This is a genomic window from Pseudomonas sp. Root401 (genome assembly GCF_001425105.1).
GTDB lineage: Bacteria > Pseudomonadota > Gammaproteobacteria > Pseudomonadales > Pseudomonadaceae > Aquipseudomonas > Aquipseudomonas brassicacearum.
This window is the reverse complement of sequence record NZ_LMDO01000019.1, coordinates 46947-67974: the sequence shown is the minus strand read 5'-3', so window position 1 is coordinate 67974 and position 21028 is coordinate 46947. Positions and strand designations below refer to the sequence as shown.

General features: G+C 62.0%; 22 protein-coding genes. 14 read left to right on the top strand and 8 right to left on the bottom strand.

The window, feature by feature from the left end; all coding sequences use genetic code 11:
* Positions 1–81 precede the first annotated feature (81 nt).
* Entirely contained in the window at positions 82–504 is a 423-nt protein-coding gene (hpaR, locus tag ASC85_RS16075) for a homoprotocatechuate degradation operon regulator HpaR (protein WP_003201625.1), read from the bottom strand.
* A 204-nt stretch (positions 505–708) separates the two neighbouring features.
* The gene (gene hpaA / locus ASC85_RS16070) at positions 709–1614 is read right to left on the bottom strand and encodes a 4-hydroxyphenylacetate catabolism regulatory protein HpaA (protein ID WP_003201623.1); all 906 of its coding nucleotides are present in this window, start codon (positions 1612–1614) and stop codon (positions 709–711) included.
* Between the two features lie 187 nt (positions 1615–1801).
* Between hpaA and ASC85_RS16065 the strand changes: the two genes are divergently transcribed.
* The 8 genes from ASC85_RS16065 (at position 1802) to hpaI (ending at position 9219) form a co-directional block, all read left to right on the top strand.
* Positions 1802–2479 carry a fumarylacetoacetate hydrolase family protein gene (locus ASC85_RS16065; protein WP_057450430.1) on the top strand — a complete coding sequence of 226 codons (678 nt, stop codon included), beginning with the start codon at positions 1802–1804 and terminating at the stop codon, positions 2477–2479.
* Positions 2476–3246 (top strand): fumarylacetoacetate hydrolase family protein, encoded by a 771-nt coding sequence (locus tag ASC85_RS16060; protein WP_057450428.1) that lies wholly within the window; start codon positions 2476–2478, stop codon positions 3244–3246. Before ASC85_RS16065 ends, ASC85_RS16060 begins: the two co-directional genes overlap by 4 nt.
* A 5-nt stretch (positions 3247–3251) precedes the next feature.
* On the top strand, positions 3252–4712 hold the full coding sequence (gene hpaE / locus ASC85_RS16055) for a 5-carboxymethyl-2-hydroxymuconate semialdehyde dehydrogenase (protein WP_014338032.1): 1461 nt from the start codon (positions 3252–3254) through the stop codon (positions 4710–4712).
* 174 nt (positions 4713–4886) lie between these two features.
* On the top strand, positions 4887–5744 hold the full coding sequence (gene hpaD / locus ASC85_RS16050) for a 3,4-dihydroxyphenylacetate 2,3-dioxygenase (protein ID WP_057450426.1): 858 nt from the start codon (positions 4887–4889) through the stop codon (positions 5742–5744).
* A gap of 97 nt (positions 5745–5841) precedes the next feature.
* A complete protein-coding gene (locus tag ASC85_RS16045; protein ID WP_046065466.1) occupies positions 5842–6234 on the top strand; it encodes a 5-carboxymethyl-2-hydroxymuconate Delta-isomerase in 393 nt (130 codons plus the stop codon).
* A gap of 52 nt (positions 6235–6286) precedes the next feature.
* Positions 6287–7591 carry an MFS transporter gene (locus tag ASC85_RS16040; RefSeq protein WP_057450423.1) on the top strand — a complete coding sequence of 435 codons (1305 nt, stop codon included), beginning with the start codon at positions 6287–6289 and terminating at the stop codon, positions 7589–7591.
* 12 nt (positions 7592–7603) lie between these two features.
* Entirely contained in the window at positions 7604–8407 is an 804-nt protein-coding gene (gene hpaH / locus ASC85_RS16035) for a 2-oxo-hept-4-ene-1,7-dioate hydratase (RefSeq protein WP_003201609.1), read from the top strand.
* 14 nt (positions 8408–8421) lie between these two features.
* A complete protein-coding gene (gene hpaI, locus ASC85_RS16030; RefSeq protein ID WP_057450420.1) occupies positions 8422–9219 on the top strand; it encodes a 4-hydroxy-2-oxoheptanedioate aldolase in 798 nt (265 codons plus the stop codon).
* Positions 9220–9358: 139 nt separating this feature from the next.
* Here hpaI and hpaR (ASC85_RS16025) read toward each other — a convergent pair whose 3' ends face one another.
* The 3 genes from hpaR (ASC85_RS16025) to ASC85_RS16015 all read right to left on the bottom strand — a co-directional run bounded on the left by hpaR (ASC85_RS16025) (position 9359) and on the right by ASC85_RS16015 (position 12265).
* Positions 9359–9781 carry a homoprotocatechuate degradation operon regulator HpaR gene (hpaR, locus tag ASC85_RS16025; protein ID WP_014338027.1) on the bottom strand — a complete coding sequence of 141 codons (423 nt, stop codon included), beginning with the start codon at positions 9779–9781 and terminating at the stop codon, positions 9359–9361.
* Positions 9782–10088: 307 nt separating this feature from the next.
* Positions 10089–11030 (bottom strand): p-hydroxyphenylacetate 3-hydroxylase reductase component, encoded by a 942-nt coding sequence (locus ASC85_RS16020; RefSeq protein WP_057450417.1) that lies wholly within the window; start codon positions 11028–11030, stop codon positions 10089–10091.
* A gap of 65 nt (positions 11031–11095) precedes the next feature.
* Positions 11096–12265 (bottom strand): p-hydroxyphenylacetate 3-hydroxylase oxygenase component, encoded by a 1170-nt coding sequence (locus tag ASC85_RS16015; protein ID WP_057450414.1) that lies wholly within the window; start codon positions 12263–12265, stop codon positions 11096–11098.
* 311 nt (positions 12266–12576) lie between these two features.
* On the opposite strand from ASC85_RS16015, the gene ASC85_RS16010 reads away from it, so the two are divergent.
* The 6 genes from ASC85_RS16010 (at position 12577) to ASC85_RS15985 (ending at position 17663) form a co-directional block, all read left to right on the top strand.
* Positions 12577–13875, top strand: coding sequence for an NAD(P)/FAD-dependent oxidoreductase (locus tag ASC85_RS16010; RefSeq protein WP_057450412.1), 1299 nt, complete (start codon positions 12577–12579; stop codon positions 13873–13875).
* A gap of 258 nt (positions 13876–14133) precedes the next feature.
* Positions 14134–14499, top strand: coding sequence for a cupin domain-containing protein (locus ASC85_RS16005; RefSeq protein WP_046065473.1), 366 nt, complete (start codon positions 14134–14136; stop codon positions 14497–14499).
* A gap of 51 nt (positions 14500–14550) precedes the next feature.
* Positions 14551–15210 (top strand): helix-turn-helix transcriptional regulator, encoded by a 660-nt coding sequence (locus ASC85_RS16000; RefSeq protein WP_057450410.1) that lies wholly within the window; start codon positions 14551–14553, stop codon positions 15208–15210.
* Positions 15211–15288: 78 nt separating this feature from the next.
* A complete protein-coding gene (locus tag ASC85_RS15995; protein WP_057450407.1) occupies positions 15289–16110 on the top strand; it encodes a molybdenum cofactor biosynthesis F family protein in 822 nt (273 codons plus the stop codon).
* The gene (locus tag ASC85_RS15990; protein WP_057450404.1) at positions 16103–16903 is read left to right on the top strand and encodes an SDR family NAD(P)-dependent oxidoreductase; all 801 of its coding nucleotides are present in this window, start codon (positions 16103–16105) and stop codon (positions 16901–16903) included. The genes ASC85_RS15995 and ASC85_RS15990 overlap by 8 nt, the downstream gene beginning before the upstream one ends.
* Positions 16896–17663, top strand: coding sequence for an SDR family oxidoreductase (locus ASC85_RS15985; RefSeq protein WP_057450403.1), 768 nt, complete (start codon positions 16896–16898; stop codon positions 17661–17663). Before ASC85_RS15990 ends, ASC85_RS15985 begins: the two co-directional genes overlap by 8 nt.
* Before the next feature lie 149 nt (positions 17664–17812).
* On the opposite strand, the gene feaR is transcribed toward ASC85_RS15985, so the two are convergent.
* The 3 genes from feaR to ASC85_RS15970 form a co-directional block, all read right to left on the bottom strand.
* Positions 17813–18775: a transcriptional regulator FeaR gene (gene feaR, locus ASC85_RS15980; RefSeq protein WP_057450401.1), complete on the bottom strand. Its 963-nt coding sequence runs from the start codon at positions 18773–18775 to the stop codon at positions 17813–17815.
* A 123-nt stretch (positions 18776–18898) separates the two neighbouring features.
* Positions 18899–19519 carry a DUF3156 family protein gene (locus tag ASC85_RS15975; protein ID WP_057450400.1) on the bottom strand — a complete coding sequence of 207 codons (621 nt, stop codon included), beginning with the start codon at positions 19517–19519 and terminating at the stop codon, positions 18899–18901.
* Entirely contained in the window at positions 19464–20963 is a 1500-nt protein-coding gene (locus tag ASC85_RS15970; protein ID WP_057450398.1) for an APC family permease, read from the bottom strand. Before ASC85_RS15970 ends, ASC85_RS15975 begins: the two co-directional genes overlap by 56 nt.
* Positions 20964–21028: the final 65 nt, after the last annotated feature.

Genomic DNA, 21028 nt, shown 5'->3' with positions numbered 1-21028 from the left:
TGAGCAGTGCAAAGATCGCAGCCTCGCTTCGCTCGTCAGCTCCTACAGCGCATCCTCGCTGCGGGTGCCTGACAGGACGGCTCAGGGCTTGATGTTCTTCAGCTCATTGAGCAACGCGAGCAGCTGCTGCATCTTTTCCTCGCCGAACTGCTCTTCGATCCGTCGATAGTTGCTTTCCATGCCCTCGCTCATGGACACGAAGCACTGCTGGCCGCGCTCGGTCAGCCCGACAAAGACCCGTCGTTGATCCTGGCTGGACTTCTGCCGCCGCACCAAGCCGTCACGCTCCAGGCGACTGAGCACACCGGTCATGCTCGGCTTGAGGATGCACGCCTGGTGAGCGAGCTGATGGCTTTCCAGCTCCCCTTGCTGATGCAGGATACGGATCACCCGCCATTGCTGTTCCGTGAGGTCATGCTGGTTCAGCGCCGGTCGAAAAAAAGCCATCGCCGCTTCGCGGGCTTGCAACAGCGTCAGGGTCAATGAGGGTCTGGGGTTGGCCATGTTCGGACTGTTTGAATGGACGAGCCGGCAGCTTAGTTGGGCCGCCAGGCTGCTGCAAGAAGCATGGCCGCGCTATGTCACTGTGGAAGAGGATTCTGTGGGAGCAAAGCTTGCTCGCGAATACTGGCGATGCGGTCTTTCAGAAATTGAGGCGCCTCCATCGCGAGCAAGCTTTGCTCCCACAGAAATTCCTCTCGCCACTATTCAGCGCAACCCGGACTGCCGCTGGCGATACTCCCCCGGCGTGAGCTGGGCGTAGCGCTGAAAAAACCGACTGAAATACGCCGGGTCCTTGAACCCGAGCTGGTAGCAGATTTCATTGGCCGAGCTGCCGGTGAACAACAACAGGCGCTTGGCCTCCTGCATCAACCGCTCCATGATCAGGCGCTTGGAAGGCAGGTCGGCGATGCGTCGGCACACGTCATTGAGGCGCGCCTCGGTCACGCCGATGCCTTCGGCGTAGCGCGACAACGGCCAATGCTGCAGGTAGTGGGCCTCGATCAACTCGTTGAAGCGGTGAAATATCTTCAGGTCTTCATGCCGGGCCGGCCTGGCCTCCAGGGAGTTGGAACACAACCGTAGCAGGCTGATCATGATCAGCCGCGTCAAAGCGTCCAATGCGGCGCTGCGCCCCGGCCGCCCGGCCGTCACCTCCTCGCTCAACTCCTCGAACAGGTACTCCAAGCGCCGCACCTCCCCCGCCTGCCCGGGCCCCAGTTGCGCCAGCGCTACGCAGGCCGCCGGCATTTGCACGCCCGCCGGCGCCAGGCTGGGGTCGGCGTCGATCAACTGCCACACCAATTGCTGGCGCACCGTCAGCACATGCCCGTCACTGTCAGCCTCGGTCACGAAGGAATGGGGAATGGTCGGCGGTGTGAGGAAGAACATCGGACCGGATTCGACGTACTGCTGGTCATCGAGATACACGCGCACGGTGCCGCTCTTGACGTAGTGCACCTGGAAGAACCGGTCGTGGCGATGAACCGGCATGTTGCGACCGAAAAAATCCGCCAGGTTGGCGAGTCGGTCGTAATGCACTTCGGCGTCGCTGTAGCGCTGGTCGTACACCTGACCAATGTTGATGTTGGGGATCGGCTGACGGTCAGTCATCACGCAGTACTCGTTTTCTTATTCTGGTCCAGGCACCTGCCGCACCCATCCTGCACCGAATCCGGCAAGGCAACCAGTGCCCGCTCATTCTGTCACGCTTGACGATAGTTAACATCTTAATTATAACTGTTAATACATTAACAATAACCGCAGAGCCCTCACCCCTCTGCATCGCCAGGAGACAAGCATGAGCCGTGCCCTGCATGACGTCGCGACCGGCACCCTGTTCGGGGTCGCGCTGAACTACCAGGGGCTGCTGAAACAGCGCCTCGCCGAGTTCGAGCAACCGCCCTACCAGAAGCCGCCGCTCAAGCCCGTGCTGTTCATCAAGACCCCCAATACCCGCAACTGGCACGGTGCCGAGGTGGTTCATCCTGGTCATGGCGAAAGGCTGCAACCAGGACCGGCCCTTGGCGTGGTCATGGGCAAGTCAGCCAGTCGCGTCAGCGCCGCCGAAGCCCTGGACTACGTGGCCGGCTACACCATCGTCAATGAATTCAGCCTCCCGGAAGACAGCTATTACCGCCCCGCCGTCAAGGCCAAGTGCCGGGACGGCTTCTGCGCCATCGGCCCGGAACTGGTGCCCACCACTCAGGTGGCCGACCCTCACAGCCTGGCGATCACGCTGTACGTCAACGGCGAGGTTCGCCAGCAGAACAGCACTGCCAACTTCGTTCGCAACATTCCCCAACTGATCGCCGAGATCAGCGAGTTCATGACCCTGCATGCCGGCGACGTGCTGATCACCGGCACGCCTGAGGGCCGGGTCGACGTGCTGCCCGGTGACCGTGTCGAAGTGGACATCAGTGGCCTGGGCCGTCTGGTCAATACCATCGTGGCCGAGGAAACAGGAGCAGATTCATGAAACACGCGCGCATTCGTTTTGAAGGCCAGGATCAGGCCGTCACCGTTGAAGCTCACAACGCCGTGCGCCTGGCCGACGGCCGCCTGCTGGCCGAGGACCAGGTCCAGTGGCTGCCACCGGCCACCGGCAGCATGTTCGCCCTGGGCCTGAACTATGCCGATCACGCCGCCGAGTTGGCGTTCAAGCCGCCGACCGAACCCCTGGCATTCATCAAGTCCCCCGGCACCTACACCGGCCACAACCAGGCGACCTGGCGTCCCGACAACGTCGCCTACATGCACTACGAGTGCGAGCTCGTGGCGGTCATCGGCAAAGCGGCGCGCAACGTCAAGCGCGAGGATGCGTTGCAATACCTGGCCGGCTACACCGTGTGCAACGACTACGCGATCCGCGATTACCTGGAAAACTACTACCGCCCCAACCTGCGGGTGAAGAACCGCGATGCCACCACCCCCGTCGGCCCATGGATCGTCGATGTGGCCGATGTACCGGATCCGAGCAACCTGACGCTGCGCACCTGGATCAATGGCGAACTGCGCCAGGAAGGCAGCACCAAGGACATGATTTTCGATATCCCGTACCTGATCGAATACCTGTCCAGCTTCATGACCTTGCAACCCGGCGACATGATCGCCACCGGCACGCCGGAAGGCCTGGCGGACGTGGTGCCCGGCGATGAAGTGGTAGTCGAAGTGGAAGGCGTCGGCCGTCTGGTCAATCGAATTGTCAGCGAAGCCGAGTTCTTCGCATCCCGTAAAGAGGCTTGAGCAGCATGATCAAACACTGGATCAACGGCCGTGAGGTCGAAAGCAAAGACGTCTTCGTCAACTACAACCCGGCCACCGGCGAGGCCATCGGTGAAGTCGCCAGCGGCGGTGCCGAGGAAGTCGCCCAAGCCGTGGCTGCGGCCAAGGAGGCCTTCCCGAAGTGGGCCAATACGCCCGCCAAGGAACGCGCCCGACTGATGCGCAAGCTCGGTGAACTGATCGAGCAGAACGTTCCGAAACTGGCCGAACTGGAGACCCTCGACACGGGCTTGCCGATCCACCAGACCAAGAACGTGCTGATCCCCCGTGCCTCCCACAACTTCGATTTCTTTGCCGAAGTCTGCACGCGGATGGACGGTCACACCTATCCGGTCGATGATCAGATGCTCAACTACACCCTGTACCAACCGGTGGGTGTCTGCGCGCTGGTATCGCCCTGGAACGTACCGTTCATGACCGCGACCTGGAAGACCGCGCCGTGCCTGGCCCTGGGCAACACGGCCGTGCTGAAGATGTCCGAGCTGTCGCCGCTGACCGCCAACGAACTGGGTCGCCTGGCGGTCGAGGCTGGCCTGCCCAATGGCGTGTTGAACGTGATCCAGGGTTACGGCGCAACCGCCGGCGATGCGCTGGTGCGCCACCCGGATGTGCGGGCGATCTCCTTCACCGGCGGCACCGCCACCGGCAAGAAAATCATGCAGACCGCCGGGTTGAAGAAGTACTCGATGGAACTCGGCGGCAAGTCACCGGTGCTGATTTTCGAAGACGCCGACCTCGAACGCGCCCTCGACGCCGCGCTGTTCACGATTTTTTCCCTCAATGGCGAACGCTGCACCGCCGGCAGCCGGATCTTCATCCAGGAAAGCGTCTACCCGCAGTTCGTGGCCGAGTTCGCCGCCCGCGCCAAGCGCCTGATCGTCGGTGATCCGCAGGACCCGAAGACCCAGGTCGGCTCGATGATCACCCAGGCCCACTACGACAAGGTCACCGGCTACATCAAGATCGGCCTCGAAGAAGGCGCCACCCTCCTGGCCGGCGGCCTGGAGCGTCCGGCCAATTTGCCGGCGCACTTGAGCCGCGGCCAGTTCATCCAGCCGACGGTGTTCGCCGACGTGAACAACAACATGCGCATCGCCCAGGAAGAAATCTTCGGCCCGGTGGTGTGCCTGATCCCGTTCAAGGACGAGGCCCAAGCCCTGCAACTGGCCAACGACACCGAATACGGCCTGGCCTCGTACATCTGGACCCAGGACATCGGCAAGGCCCATCGCCTGGCCCATGGCATCGAGGCCGGCATGGTGTTCATCAACAGCCAGAACGTGCGCGACCTGCGCCAGCCTTTCGGCGGCGTGAAGGGTTCCGGAACCGGCCGCGAAGGCGGACAGTACAGCTTTGAAGTGTTTGCCGAGATCAAGAACGTTTGCATCTCCATGGGCAGTCATCACATACCGCGCTGGGGTGTATGACCCAAGGTAAGTGATGGACCCTGTGGCGAGGGGATTTATCCCTGTTCCTGTGGGAGCAAGGCTTGCCCGCGATGAAGGCGATGCGGTCTTTCAGAAATCGAGTCGCCTGCATCGCGAGCAAGCTTTGCTCCCACAACAAAGATTCAACAAGAACAATTTTTCAGGAGAATCATCATGGGCGAAGTCGTCCTGGCTGCGAAAATCTGCCACGTTCCCTCGATGTACCTGTCGGAGCTGCCCGGCAAGCACCACGGTTGCCGCGCCGCCGCAATTGCCGGCCACAAGGAGATCGGTCGCCGCGCCCGGGAACTGGGGGCCGATACCGCCGTGGTGTTCGACGTGCACTGGCTGGTCAACAGCGCCTATCACGTCAACAGCGGCGCGCACTTCAAGGGCATCTACACCAGCAACGAGCTGCCGCACTTCATCAAGAACATGGAGTACGAATACTCAGGCGCCCCGGAACTGGGTGAGTTGATTGCCGCCGAGGCCAATGCCGCCGACGTGCGCACCCTGGCCCACAACATCCCGAGTCTCGAGCTGGAATACGGCACCCTGGTGCCCATGCGCTACATGCACATGGACGTCCCTCAGGAACAGAAATTCAACGTCGTGTCGATTGCCGCCTGGTGCGCCTGGCACCGCCTGCAAGACAGCTTCACCTTCGGCGCCGCCGTGCGCCGGGCCATCGAAAAAAGCGACCGCAAGGTGCTGGTGCTCGCGTCCGGCTCGCTGTCGCACCGTTTCTCCGACGATCGCAACGCCGAAGCCAACATCCACAACTGGACGCGGGAGTTCGACAAGCAGGTCGACCTGCACGTCGTCGAAATGTGGCGCCAGGGCCGCTGGAAAGAGTTCTGCGCCATGCTCCCGGACTACGCCGAACACTGCTTCGGCGAAGGCAAGATGCATGACACGGCGATGCTGCTGGGGTTGCTCGGCGGGCCGGACTACGACAAGCCTGCCGAAATCATCACCGAGCCTTTCGGCAGCTCCGGCACCGGCCAGATCAACGCCATTTTTCCAGTCTGAATAGCAGCTACAAGCCGCAAGCCACAAGCTGCAAGCTGATCGCGTTCAACTTGTCGCTTGCAGCTTGCCACTCAAAGCTGCCGACGCAGGAGGCCCCATGCCCCATTTCATCGCTGAATACACCGACAACATCGAACAACAAGCCGACCTGCCCGGCCTGTTTGAAAAGGTCCACGCCTTGCTGGGCGACAGCGGCGTGTTCCCCCTGGGCGGCATCCGCAGCCGCGGCGTGCGCCTGGACACCTGGCGCATGGCCGACGGCAAGCACGACTACGCCTTCGTACACATGACCTTGAAAGTCGGCCACGGCCGCGACCTGGCCACCCGCCAGAAAGTCGCGGAAAAACTCTTCGAGGTGATCACCGCGCACTTCGCCGAGCTCCAGGCCCAACGCCTGCTGGCCCTGTCATTCGAGATGATCGAGCTGCACGAACAGCTCAACTTCAAGGCCAATAACGTCCACGCGTTCCTCAAGGGCCAGGCCAGCTGAATCAGCCCGCCTCGCGTTCCCCATCGGCCCCTCTGACAAAAAGTACAAGATCATGAGCACAGCCAATACCGCCGACACTGCCGGCACCGTCGCGCACGACCGCACCCATGCCACCATCACCTGGCGGCTGATGCCGCTGCTGCTGGTCTGTTACCTCTTTGCCCACCTGGATCGCATCAACATCGGCTTCGCGAAGATGCAGATGAGCGCCGACCTGCAGTTCAGCGACACGGTCTACGGCTTCGGCGCAGGGCTGTTTTTCATCGCCTATGCGCTGTTTGGGGTGCCCAGCAACATGGCCCTGGACCGGGTCGGTCCGCGGCGCTGGATCGCCACGCTGATGGTGGTCTGGGGCGCCTTGTCCACCGGCATGTTCCTTATCGACAGCGCCGCCGGTTTCTACGTGTTGCGCTTTCTGCTGGGCGTGGCCGAGGCCGGTTTCTTTCCTGGCATCCTGGTCTTTCTCAACCGTTGGTATCCGGCCCGCCGCCGGGCCCAAGTGACCGCGTTGTTCGCCATCGCCGTGCCGATGGCCGGAGTGATTGGCGGGCCTTTGTCCGGTGGCATTCTCGAGCACTTCCATGATGTTGGCGGTTTGCGCGGCTGGCAGTGGATGTTCGTCATCGAAGGACTGCCGGTGATCCTGCTCGGCCTTGTTGTGCTCAAGTGCCTGCCGGACAATTTCGAGACGGTCAGGTGGCTCACACCACACGCCAAGCAGCAGCTGCGCGAACAACTGAGCCTTGAAGAACAGCGCAAATCCATCACCTCGTTTTCGGCGATCCTCAACAATCCGCAGGTCTGGTTGTTGGTGGCGGTGTACTTCGCCGTGATGCTGGCGGTGAACACCCTGGCCTTCTGGATGCCCACCCTGATCCACGGCGCCGGCATCGGCAGCGACGGCAAGGTCGGGCTGCTCAGCGCGGTGCCGTACCTGGCCGGCTGTTTCTTCATGATCGGCTGCGGGCGTTCCTCCGACCGCCATCGCGAACGTCGCTGGCACCTGTGCGTACCGCTGTTGATGGCCGCGCTGGGCATTGCGGTCACCGGGCTCTCACCCGGCAATCCGACCCTGGTGCTCAGCGGCCTGATCGTCGCCGGCATGGGCGCCAGCGCGGCGTTGCCGATGTTCTGGCAACTGCCGCCAGCCTTCCTGTCCAACGGCACCCAGGCCGCCGGTATCGCGCTGATCAGCTCCTTCGGCAGCATCGCCTCATTCTTCGCGCCCTACCTGATCGGCTGGATGCGCGACACCACCCAGAGCGCCAGCCTCGCCTTGTATGTGCTGGCCCTGCTCATCGCCCTTGGCGGCTTGCTGGTGCTGCGCACCCGGGCCGCCATCGTCAACCCTCAATAAGAGACCCTTGCCATGCTTGACCAGAACCTCATCCAGCAAGCCGCCGCCCGCCTCGACCATGCCGAACGCTCCCGCGAGCAGGTGCGGCAGTTTTCCCTCGATCACCCGGACATCACCATCGAGGATGCCTACGCCATCCAGCGCGCCTGGGTCGCGCAGAAAATCAAGGACGGCCGCAAGCTGGTCGGCCACAAGATTGGCCTGACCTCCCGGGCCATGCAGGTGTCGTCGAACATCACCGAGCCGGACTACGGCGCGCTGCTGGACGACATGTTCTTCGACGAAGGCACCGACATCCCGTTCGAGCGTTTCATCGTGCCGCGGGTGGAAGTGGAGCTGGCGTTCATTCTCGGCAAGCCGTTGAAGGGCCCGAACGTGACGGTGTTCGACGTGCTCGACGCCACCGAATGGGTGATCCCGGCGTTGGAAATCATCGATGCGCGCATCCAGCAGATCGATCCGCAGACCAAAGCGACCCGCAAGGTGTTCGACACCATCTCCGACAACGCCGCCAATGCCGGCGTGGTCATGGGCGGTCGCGCCGTACGCCCGACCGAGATCGACCTGCGCAAGGTGCCGGCGGTGCTCTACCGCAACGGTGTGATCGAAGAATCCGGCGTCTCGGCGGCGGTGCTCAATCACCCGGCCAAAGGCGTGGCCTGGCTGGCGAACAAGCTGGCGGCCTATGACGTCACCCTGCAACCGGGACAGATCATCCTCGGTGGTTCCTTCACCCGCCCCGTGGCAGCCAACCCCGGCGATACCTTTCATGTCGACTACGACATGCTCGGTTCCATCGCCTGCCGTTTCGTCTGATCGGAGACCGTTTCATGGACATGCCCATCAATACCTTCAAGCAACGCCTGCGCATCGGCGAGGCGCAGATCGGCCTGTGGCTGGGGTTGGCCGATGCCTACTGTGCGGAACTGGCGGCCAACGCCGGCTTCGACTGGCTGCTGATCGACGGTGAACACGCGCCCAACGACTTGCGCACCTTGCTCGGCCAACTCCAGGCCGTGGCCCCCTACCCCAGCCAACCGGTGATACGCCCGGTGATCGGTGACACGGCGCTGATCAAGCAAGTGCTCGATATTGGCGTGCAAACCCTGCTGGTGCCGATGGTGGAAAGCGCCGACCAGGCGCGCGAACTGGTGCGCGCCATCCACTACCCGCCCCATGGTGTACGCGGCGTTGGCAGCGCACTGGCCCGGGCGTCACGCTGGAACAGCATCCCCGGTTACCTCGACAAGGCCGATGAACAGATATGCCTGTTGGTCCAGATCGAGAGCCGCGAAGGCGTGGCCAACCTGGATGCCATTGCGGCAGTGGAAGGTGTGGATGGGGTCTTTATCGGCCCGGCGGACCTGAGCGCGTCCATGGGTTTTCGCGGCAATCCCGGCCACCCGGATGTGCAAGCGGCCATCGAAGACGCCATCGCCCGCATCCGCCAGGCCGGCAAGGCAGCCGGGATTCTCAGCGCCGATGAAAAACTGGCCCGGCGCTATATCGAACTCGGCGCGGCGTTTGTCGCGGTGGGCGTGGATACCACGGTGTTGATGCGGGGCTTGCAGACGCTGGCGGCAACGTTCAAAGACACGCCAAAACCTGCGGCTGGCGGGGTGTACTGATCGGTATCAAATACCTTGTGGCAAGGGGATCTGTGGGAGCAAAGCTTGCTCGCGAAACAGGCACCTCGGTCTCTGAAAGACCGCAGCGTCTTCATCGCGGGCAAGCCTTGCTCCCACAGAAAACAACCGGCCCGGGGTCTCAGCGCCTGATCGCCTTCAGGTCATTGAGCAACCCTAGCAACGTCTGCAATTTTTCCTCCCCCAACTTGTCCTGCAGACGCTGGTAGTTCTCTTCCATGCTCTGGCTCATCGAATCGAAACTCGCCTGCCCTTGCGGCGCCAGGCGTACCAGCACTCGCCGCTGATCCTGTTCAGCCTTGCGCCGCACCACCATGCCCGCCGCTTCCATGCGTACCAACACGCCGGTCATGCTGGGCTTGAGGATGCAGGCCAGTTCGGCCAGGCGATTGATCTCCAGCTCGTCGTGCTGGCTAAGGATACGGATGACCCGCCATTGCTGCTCGGTCAAGCCATGTTGATTGAGGGAAGGCCGGAAAAACCCCATGGCCGCTTCACGGGCCTGGAGCAGGGTCAGGGTCAAGGATTGGCGCAGCTTGGGCATGAGTATGTTCGCGAGAAGGATTTAGTTAATGAGTTAACTAAATCTTAACAGCTTCCAACCCATGCCGGACTATCCGTTCACAGAATCTGGATCAAGCGATGGCCCTGTGACAAGGAAGCTTGCATGAGCGGTGTGGACGCGGTGTAAAAGCGAGCGCTGTGTAGGAGCTGTCGAGTGCAACGAGGCTGCGATCTTGTCCCAGACAATTGAGTCGAGAGCGAAAAGATCAAGATCAAGATCAAAAGATCGCAGGCTTCGCCAGCTCCTACAGAGCCCAGCGGGAGCAAGGGAAGGTATCGATGCGAGCTCAAGCGCCCTTGATCACGCCCTTGAGCACCTGCTTGAAGTGCTCGACCTGTTCTTCGCTGAACTGGTCGAATACCTTGTCCTGCTGCTCCTTGGCAATCGCCCAGAGCCCTTCGGTCTCATCGATACCCTTGGCAGTCAGGCGTACCCGCTCGCCTTCATCACTCACCAGGCCCTTGCGCTTGAGGTTGGCCACGGCTTCTTCGATCTCGCGCGCCGGCATCGCCACTTCCCGCTGCAGGTCGCACAGATTCAGCCCGGCGTCGTTCTCCAGCACCATCAACATCCGCGCCTCACTGGTGCGCAAGCCGGTGGACAACTGACGCGGCTGGTAGCTGGCCTGATAGGCCCGCAGTGCCTGGGTCATCAGGTAATACAGGTTGTGGCTCAAGCGCCCCTGGAAGTGACTGCTGGGTGACTGGCCCTCTTCCCGTTTGGTCATGCGCGTGTGGGGCAGCACCATCGAATAGGCGCCCTGGTGATAGAGCAATGGAGAGCGGCCAAAATCATCAAACGCCACCACCTTGCCGATCATGATCCAGTGATCGCCGCCATCGACCTGCTGGAATTTTTCACAGTGAAAACGCGCCGAGCAATCGACAAACACCGGGGCACCGCCTTCGCCGGTCTCGAATTCGATTTCAGCGAAGCGATCCTCCTTGGGTCGTGCGAAGTTGTTCGACAGGTCGATCTGGTCGGCGGCCAGCACGTTCACCGCAAAGTGGCTGGCGGCTTCGAACACGCCATGGCTGCTCGAACGCTTGTCGATGCTCCACAGAATCAATGGCGGGTCCAGGGACACCGAGTTGAAACTGTTGGCCGTCACACCGACCTTGCGGCCATCTTCAGTGGCAGCGGTGACCACGGTCACGCCGGTGGCGAAGTTACCCAGGGCCCGGCGGAACGCGCGGGTATCGAAAGCGGTATCACAAAGACTGGACATGCAAGACTCCCGGCCGTCCCGAGCGACGGCCTCGATTATTGTTCTAGGATTCAGCGAACAGGCGGTCAAACCATGGAAGGATCAGGCTCAAGGCCCATCAGCTCACGACCGAGAATCTGCGCGCAGACGTCGTAGTCGGTATAGGCATGGGCGCCGGTCAGGTGGGCGTCGCGGAACAGCCGTTGCAACTCATTGCTTTCGAACCAGGCGCCGCCGCCGGCCGCCTCCATCAAGCGATCGACGGCCTGGATGCACATCTTGGTGGCGTAGCCCTGGTTGGTCCGCCAGAACGCCAGGGTTTCCCGGCTGGGGTATTCGTGGCGCTCGCCGTATTCGGCGTGTTCCTGCCAGGTTTTCTCCAGAAAGGCACGGGCCGCGGCCACCTGATGGGTCGACTCGGCCAGGCGCATCAACGCCGGGGTAGCGGCACCGACTGCCGCACCGGTGTAGGCCCGCACGCGGTTGCGGGTTTTCTCGCGAAAGACCTCCAGCATGCGTTCGGCCACGCCCAGGCTGACCGTGGAGAAACCACTGGCGAAGTAGGGTCGGTATGGCGAGTAGAAAATCTTGCTGTCGGGGTACAGGCCGAATCCGCCGGACTTGCCCTCCATCATGTCCTTGGCTTTCTGGATCCGGTGTTCTGGCACGAAAGCGTTGTCGATGATCAACGTCTTGCTGCCACTGCCGCGCATGCCCACCGCGAACCAGTCATCGCGAATCGCATAGTCGCTGCGCGGCAGCACCGCAAAGCAATAGTCCTGGGCACCTTCGGCGTTTTTCCGGCGAAACCCCACGATCGCCCATTCGGCAAGATCGCAGCCGCTGCTCCAGCCCATTTCACCGCTGAACATCACACCGCCCTCGACTTCCTCGGTGCGGCCAAACGGCGCGATGCTGCTGCTGGCGGTGGCATCGGGATCATCGCCCCAGATTTCCTGCTGGGCCTTGGCCGGGAACATTGCCAACTGATGGCTGTGGGTGCACAACAGGCTCATGGCCCAGGCCGTGCTGGCGCAGGCACCGGCCAGCAGCGCGATGCAATCGGCAAACTGCGGCAGGGAAATCTCCATGCCACCGTAGGGTTTCGGTTGGAAGGCCCGGTGCATGCCGATGCTTTTGAGCAAGGCTATATTCTCGGCAGGCACGCTACGGTCTTTCTCCGCCTGGAAGGCGTTGGCGGCAATGACCGGCAGGATGGGCTTGAGGTCTTCGAGCAGCGGGTTTGGCTTTTTCATGGACAGGCTCTTTTATTATTGGCATCTGCCGATCCCGCCTCTGCCCGGCAACCTGAGGTTGCACAAACAGCGGGATCAGTGATTAAGGCCGGTCCAGTATGGGCAATCACAGGCGGATGAAAAATGCACCTTCCAGATTCAAAATTGTACTTTTCATGGGCAGGTTTCGGCTCCATGACGCGCTCGGTCAAATACCCCGGCACGGATGATCAAGACAGGTGCCCCCATCCGGGCTCTTAATAGGGCCATCCCCTGCAATGCCTTGCGTAGGCGTTGCAACGGAGTTTCCTTTCACTTTGTCAGGTTGCGTCATGATCAATATCGAAACGCCCACCTATTACACGGCCACCAAGAAATACAACCTCAGCTTCCCCACCCTGGAACAGGACGTGGAAGCCGATGTTGTGGTCATTGGCGGCGGTTTCTCCGGCATCAATACCGCGCTGGAGCTCGCCGAAAAAGGCATCACCAACATCGTGGTGCTGGAGGCGCGTTACCTGGGGTTCGGTGGCACCGGGCGCAATGGCGGGCAGATCATGGCCGGTATCGGTCATGACCTGGAAAAGATCAAGCAGGATGTGGGTGAAGACGGCCTGCGCCAGATCTTCGAGATCAGCGACCTGGGTGCCGACATCATCAAGGACCGTATCGCCAAGTACGCCATCGATGCCGACTTCTGCCACGGCTACGGCTACATGGGCTTCAACGCGCGCCAGGAGAAAACCCTGCGGGCCTGGGAAAAAGACTTCAAGTCAGTCAACAGCAAACACGAGATCCGCTTTCTCGGCGGCTCCGACGTGCAGCAGATCATCGGTTCCAAGGCCTACGGCAGCGCGTTGCTGCACATGGGCGGCGGGCATGTGCACTCACTGAACCTGTTACTGGGTGAAGCCAAGGCCCTGGTCAGCCACGGCGTGCGGATTTTCGAGAACAGCCCGGCCCTGGAGGTCAGTTATGGCGAGCGCATCACCGTGCGTACCGGGCGTGGTTCGGTCAGGGCCAGCAAGTTGCTCTGGGCCTGTGACAGTTTCCTCAACAAGCTGGAACCGGAGCTGCATCGCTCGACCATCAACACCTACGCCTTCCAGATGATGACCGAGCCGTTGTCGGACGAACTGATCCAGCGCATCAGCCCGATTCGCGGTGCCTACAGTGACATTCGCCCGGTGATCGACTACTACCGCGTCACCAACGAAAACCGCCTGCTGTTCGGTGCCGCGACGCCGTTGGTGGAGCACATCCCCCAGGATCTGAAGGGCTGGAACCGGCGCCTGATGCTCAAGATCTTTCCGTACCTCAAGGACGTGAAGATCGACCTGGCCTGGGGTGGCCCGATGGCGTGCAGCCCGAACCTGTTCCCACAGATCGGCACCCTGCCCGGCCGCAGCAACGCGTTTTTCGTCCAGGGTTACTCAGGCTTTGGCGTCACCCCGAGCCACATCATCTGCAAGGTGCTGGCCGAAGGCATGAGCGAAGGCTCGGCGCGCTACGACCTGGTCAGCTCGATCCATCGCCCGACCATCATCGGCAAAGACGCCATTCGCCCATTGCTGCTGACCGCCGGCAAGTCCTGGCATCAGCTGTCGGGCTACTGGAACGGCCGTCGCTGAGATGAGCGACTGAACATAAGCCCTGTGGCGGGGGAACCCCCCCGCACCGCCGAACCGGGCCGTAGGAGCTGACGAGTGAAACGAGGCTGCGATCTTTCCCTTGACCATTGAGTTGAAAGCGAACGATCAAAATCAAAAGATCGCAGGCTTCGCCAGCTCCTACAAGTCCAGCGGTGCGATGTGATGGTTCATCAACCCCCACGTCACAAAAGCCCCACCCAACCTCGCTGTTTTTTTTAATCATCAGGAGTCACTGCAATGCCCCTTATCACCCTCGAAAAAGACATCCAGCTGTCCGACCTGGACGCCTGGGGCACCGTCGCCGATCTCGGTTCGCAGATTCTCGAAGGCGAAGTCAAAGCCTTCGGCAAGATGACCTTCGGCGCACCGACCGATCCCGTCAGCAGCGCCTACTTCGGCACCACCCAAGGCAAGTTCCGGATGGTCTACCCCTTCGCCGAACAAGCCACCGTGGTCACCGGTGAAGTAGTGCTCACCGACGAGGCCACCGGCCAGAGCACCCGCTACAAGGCCGGCGACAGCTGGTTCGTGACCAAGGGCACGCCAGTGCTGTGGGAAGTGGTCAGCGAGAGTTTCGTCAAACACTACTTCGCGGTAGCCTGATCGGACTTGGCTGCCGGCCCCACCGGCAGCCCTCTCGGCGAAGGTGCGACCATGAACGTCATCCCCACCCAGGACATCGCCGGCCAGTGCCTGCACGCCTTTACCCAGCTGGTTCCCGTCAGCCGGGCGGCGTTCTACTGCGTTGATCGGCAGCTGCAGGTCCATGACTTCAGCCTGCATAAGATGAGCGGCGAGATGCACCGCGACTACCTGGACAACTATCGCCAATTCGACCCGCTGCACCCGCGCCACTGCGTGTCCAGCGAGTTGGCCGTGGTGCCGTTGGGCCTGGCGATGGCCCGCCAACCGCGACGTGACAACCATCGTTATCACGACTTCCTGCAGCGCTACGGCGTGGTCGACGTGGTGGAAGTCTTCGCCCATCGGGACGGTCAGCCCCAAGCCGCGATTTCGTTGCTGCGCACCGCCGAGCAAGGTGTATTCACCAGCCAGCAGTTGAGTCAACTCAGCGCGTTGCAGACTTTGCTGCAACTGGCCGTGGCCCATTTACCAGCCCATGAGGACCCACTGGGCGACCTGACGCCCAAGGAGCGCCAGATTGCCTGGCTACTGCGCCAAGGCGTCAGCAACAAGCAATTGGCCCGGGAGCTGGAAGTGGGCTTGCCGACCATCAAGACTCACCTGATCCACCTGTTTCGCAAGGTTGGCGTGAGCAGCCGTACCGAGTTGGTCAGCGCACTGTTCCTCTGATCAACCATTTGGTTGATAGGCTGCCGTTGCCCGGCACCGCATGATCCGAGTGGCTAATTCAACCACCGGAGCCTTGCAATGAGCACATCTTCAGACTGGATCACCGTCGGCGCCCTGGCCGATGGCTTTGCCCCCGAAGCCTTCATCCTGCCAAACCTGGCCGACCTGGACGGCAAGACCTTCACCCTGCATTTCGCCAATGGCTGGCAGATCGAGCATCGCTTCGAGCAGGACACCGTGTCCTGGAACGCCGCCGATGGGCACTCCAGCGGCACCGCGACCTACCGGGCCACATCCGTACGCCCGGGCCTGTACCTGGTGGACTTCATCAAGCGCGAAGGCGAGCTGACGCTGTCGGTAAGCCTGGTGCTCGATACCGCCAGCGCCGCCTTCACCGCCGTGATCGGCCGCATGCCGAGCCAGCAAGAAACCGGCGAAGGCCTCTACAGCCGGGCGCTGGCCGGCAAGCCCCTGACCTCGGTTCAAGCGCAGTTCCTGCACGGCAGCCTCGATCGTCCCTGGCAGCCTGGCCTGTGCCCGCACGCACCGACCACCGAACTGGTGGGGCTGCGCAACCTGTATCGCTACAGCCCGAGCGAAGTCTACGAACACATTTACCTCAACGACCAGTTCTACTCGTGGCAGTGCCTCAAGGGTGTTGAACAAGGCCTGTGTGACACCGACCGCTGCGACACCTACAAGATCGCCGATCAGCTGTATCTGTTCGTATGGCGGGAAAAAATCATCCCGACCCTGGGCCTGGTGCTGATCGACCTGCAACAGCATCGCAGCGACGGCAAGATCTTCGGCTACGCCGGTGCATCGTTCGATGAGTTCTCCAATTTCCCGGTCAGTTCGTACTGCCAGGTGCTCAACCAGACGGAGTATCCCGATGCCTGAATTACGCACCGTCGTGATCACGGGGGCCGGCACCGGTATCGGCGCAGCTTGCGCCCGCCTGTATGCCGCCGAAGGCGCCAACCTGGTGCTGATCGGTCGACGCCGCGAGCCCCTGGAAACACTCGCCGAGGACATCGGCGGCCTGGTGCTGGTGGGCGATGCAGCCTGCCCGGCCACCTGGGACAGCTTCGTCGAGCAGATTCGCACGCGTTATGGCCGACTCGACGTGCTGCTGGCCTGTGCCGGTGGCATGGGCATGGGAAGCGCCACCGAGACTCAGCCATCGACCTGGGAAGCGGCCTTGCGCAGCAATCTCGACAGTGCCTTCTACAGCGCCCGGGCGTGCCTGCCCCTGCTGCAGGAAAGTGCCGGCAACATTGTGCTGATCGCCTCCATTGCTTCCTTGGCGGCAGGCCCGCACGTGTGCGGCTACACCACCGCCAAGCATGCGCTGTTGGGCCTCAACCGCTCCCTGGCAAGGGATTACGGGCCTCACGGCGTACGAGTCAATGCGATCTGCCCAGGTTGGGTCCGCACGCCCATGGCCGATGAAGAAATGCAGGCATTGATGCAGTTCCATGGCGAAACGTTGCAACAGGCGTATGACCGGGTCTGCGCCGACGTGCCGTTGCGCAGGCCGGCCAGTGCGCTGGAAATCGCTAACGTCTGCCGTTTCCTGGCCTCGCCTGAGGCGTCGATCATCACCGGGGCGACGCTGGTGGCCGATGGCGGCTCCAGCATCGTCGACGTACCGACACTGGCCTTCAGCCGGATGGAGGCCAGCGATGCCTGAGGATCTGGATTTCAGCGGCCAGACCGTACTGGTCACGGGCGGCGCCCAGGGCATTGGCCGGGCCATCGTCGAAGCGTTTGCCCTGCGAGGGGCTCGCGTGGTCATTGCCGACCTGGGCCTGGCCCGGGCCGAAGCAGTGGCCGGCGAATTGACCGCCGTGGGCTGTCAGGTGCAAGCGCTGGGGGTTGACCTGGCCGACGCAACGGCGGTCTTCGGGATGATGGCCGAGCTGGAACAACGCTTGGGAAGGCTGGACATCCTGGTGCACAACGCCGGGTATTTTCCGCTGACACCGTTCGCCGAGATCACCCCGTCGATGCTTGAGCGAACGCTGGCGGTGAACCTGTCGGCGCTGTTCTGGCTGACCCAGGCGGCGTTGCCGATGTTCCGGCGCCAGGGCCAAGGCTGCGTGCTGGTGACCTCCTCGGTCACCGGCCCGCGGGTGGCGTATCCAGGGCTCAGCCACTACGCGGCCTCCAAGGCCGGGGTCAATGGTTTCATTCGCAATGCCGCGCTGGAGCTGGCGGCCGAGAATGTCCGCGTCAATGGCGTCGAGCCGGGCATGATCGCGACACCGGCCATGGCGAATCTTGGCGACGATGAGGTCAACCAGGACATCGCCCGCCGGGTGCCGCTGGGTCGATTGGGCCAACCGAGCGACATCGCTGGCGCCATGCTGTTCCTGGCATCGAGCCTGGCCAGTTATGTGACCGGGCAGACTTTGGTGGTCGATGGGGGTTCGACTTTGCCGGAGGTGTGAACCTGTGTGGGGGTGAGTCAGTTTGTGGTGAGGGTGGATGGACCACCGTCATCGCGAGCAGGCTCGCTCCCACATCTATCCCGCCTACCTAAACCCTGTGGGAGCGAGCTTGCTCGCGATAGCGGTCGTCCAGCCAGCGACGACCTTGCTCAAGCCACCCCCTGCCCCACCTGCAAACGACTGGAACGAAACTCCTTGGGCGACAGCTCGAACTGCTTCTTGAACGAACGGCTGAAATGCGCCGAATCGGTAAAGCCCCACTTGTAGGCAATCGAGGTGATGGACTCGTCCCGCAGGAACGGATTGGTCAGGTCATCAGCGCTGCGCTTGAGCCGGGCCCGCTGGATATAACGGCAAACGCTGTCATCCTGCTCTTCGAACAAACGATACAGATGCCGCACCGAAATATTCAGCCGATTGGCCAGGCCCACCGGGCTGAGGCCGGGCTGGGTCAGTGATTCGTCGATGACCTTCTGCACATAGCTGCGCAAGTGACTACCCTGCAACGCCACCCCTTCGTCACGGCCATCGCTACCCTGTTCAAGGGCCGAGCCCAACAGCGAAACGAAGGCACTCTGCAAGGCTTCACCCTCTCCCGCCGCGCCCTCGCCGTCCGGTGTATCCCTGCATAGCTGGTCCATCAAGACATGCAGCATCCGCCCACACGCCTTGCTGGACGAAACCTTGCCGAAGGTCTTGGCTTGCCCGCCCAGTTGCCTCGACACGTCCTGGCGAGACAAGGACAGCACCGCGTGCTCGATCAGGCCGAACGGGCTTATCTCAAGCGCGCCCACGGAATCCATCAACAACAGTTCACCGGGCGCCAATTGGAGGCTCAGGCCGTTCTGGGTAATGCGGCAGTAGCCGCTGCGCTGACTGACCAGGAAGCAATCCTGGTCATCATCGTGATCGGCGTTGGGCGAGTGACGCTTGATGCTGCCGGCGTTGGTACGCAGGTTCGCGAGGGCAAGGCCACCCCGATGGAAGTTCGACACTTCACCGATAAACAGCGAACGATTGAAGGCCAGCTCGGTATCGAAGTGGCCGCAAGTCGCCCGCAGATCCCGGTTCCAGATGTCCAGACCGTCCTGCCCAACCTGTTGCATGCTCATGGCATTCTCCGCAGTGGCTTATTGTTTTTGTACGGCAATAGTTAACATGTTATCTATATGCGCGCAACAAGTACCTGATCGCCAGAGCAGTAGCAGGAATGATGCCAGGGTAGAACAAAGGAATCAGAGCGTTGCCAACACCCGCTGCAGGCCGCTCAAGGTCGCCAGCAAAACAGTGCGCTGCTCCCGGCTCAACGGGATATAGCGACGAAAGGCCGGCATGCGATTCACCACTTCGCTACCGCCCATGTGCTCCAGGCGCACGCACCACTGGCGTCCTTGCAGATCGATGCGCAGACGCTTGAAATCCAGCGGCATGAGCGCCTGGTACAGCACAGGATCCTGCTCCACGGCCACCTGCAACCGGGCCGCCAGGTCACTGCGCCCGTCCCGCTGCCGGCAACGAATGCCGCTACGCCGGACAGCCCCGCCGTGGTGCAGTTCCAGGCGCGCCGTGCCCTCTCGGGAGGCAGGCACGCGCAGGACGAACTCGGTCATCACCAGGTGCATCAACAGCTGCGACTCGGTGCGTTCGACAATCTCCAATTGCAAGCTGCCGTCGTCGGTGGCTGCCGTCGCCGTAGCCGGACCCACCACCTCGAATCGCGCCAGCGCCAGGTTCCGTCGCAAGTGTTCCAGGGTCGCCCCAGGCCGATAACCGGCCGGGGCGCGCTGGGCGCTGAACAACTCAGACAGTTTTTGCAGCAGGGTCGACAAACTCGCCCGCAGGTTGCCCTGGCTCATGGGAGAACTCCTTGGCCAGCACGTCATCTACCGACGCTGGCTTGAATGGATTGACCTTCTGCACCGCCAGGGTCCAGAACAAGGCATACGCCGCGGTGCCACCGAGCATCACCGCGAAGGGCACGTAGATGTCTGCCGGATTCATGCCGGGCGGGGTGATGAACCACATGCCCAGCACAATGCCGACACTGGACAGGATCTGTGGCAACGGGAACCACGGCGAGCGATAGGCCCGCGGCAGATCAGGGCGACGAATCCGCAGGCTGACCACCGACACGGTCACAAGCAGGTAGGCAAAACTCCAGGCGCACACCGCCGCCAGCACCAGGTGCATGATGTTGTCGGTATTGCCGCCCAGCCACCACGCATGCAGGCACGGAATCAACATCGCCACCAGGATGCACAGCAACGGCGTCTTGAAGCGTGGGTGCAGATAGGTGAAGACTTTCGGCAGAGCACCGTCCACCGCCATGCCGTAGAGAATCCGCGGTACGCCAGCCATCAGGGTGTTGATGGTCGCCGCACCGGCAAACAGAAAGCCGATCCCCAGCCACATCGGGCCGATATCGCCCATGACCTGTTCGGCGAAGCGTGGAATCGCCATGGGGGTGTCGAGCAGATGCACGCCAGTGGTGGCATCGAGCAGCACGTTTTCCACCTGGCGCTTCATCGCCGCACCGTAGATGAACATGCAAGTGGCGACGCTGAACAAGCCCAGCATCATCGCCCGAGGCATGGTCCGGGCGGACTGGCGCAGGTCCGGCGCCAACGGTGTGACGAATTCGCAGCCGACAAACATGAACATGGCCATGCCCACCAGCGACAGCACCGTGACCATATCGGTGCCCACCACGGACGCGCCGAACCAGCCCTCCAGTTCCACTGCCGGTGCGGCGATCAGGCCCAGCACGCCGAACACCATCAGGGTGGTCCACATGCCGAACGTCAGGATGATTTCGGCCCGGCCAAAGGCACTGACACCGAACGCATTGAGTACGCCAAACACCACCACGAACCCCACGCCCAGCAACCAGGAACCGCCTGCCGATTCGGCCAGGGTGTTGAGGTGTTCGAAGTTCACCAGGGCCATGACCCCGGCCAGGATTGTCTCGGCGGTGCCGGCGAACACATGGACAATCAGATAGGCCGACAACGTCCCGGTAATGGCGAAGAAACGGCCCATGCCACAGTTGATGTAGTCATAGACCGAGCCGGTGGTCGGGAGAATCGACGCCGCCTCGGCAAACGTCGTCGCCTGGGCCAGCATCATTACCACGGCGATCAGCATCGCCACGGCAAAGGCGCTGCCGCCAATGCCAAAGCCCATGGTCGCGGTGAGAATCACGGGGCTTGCCATGATCAGGCCAATGGTGCTGGCCAACGCGGTGGGAAAGCCCACCGAACCCCGGTTCAAGTGCTCGGTGAGCCTGTCATTGATCGACATGGTGCAAGGTCCTCGAAAGCGGATTTTTAGTATGGATGCCACAGCCGTCCAGGAACCGGCGATCA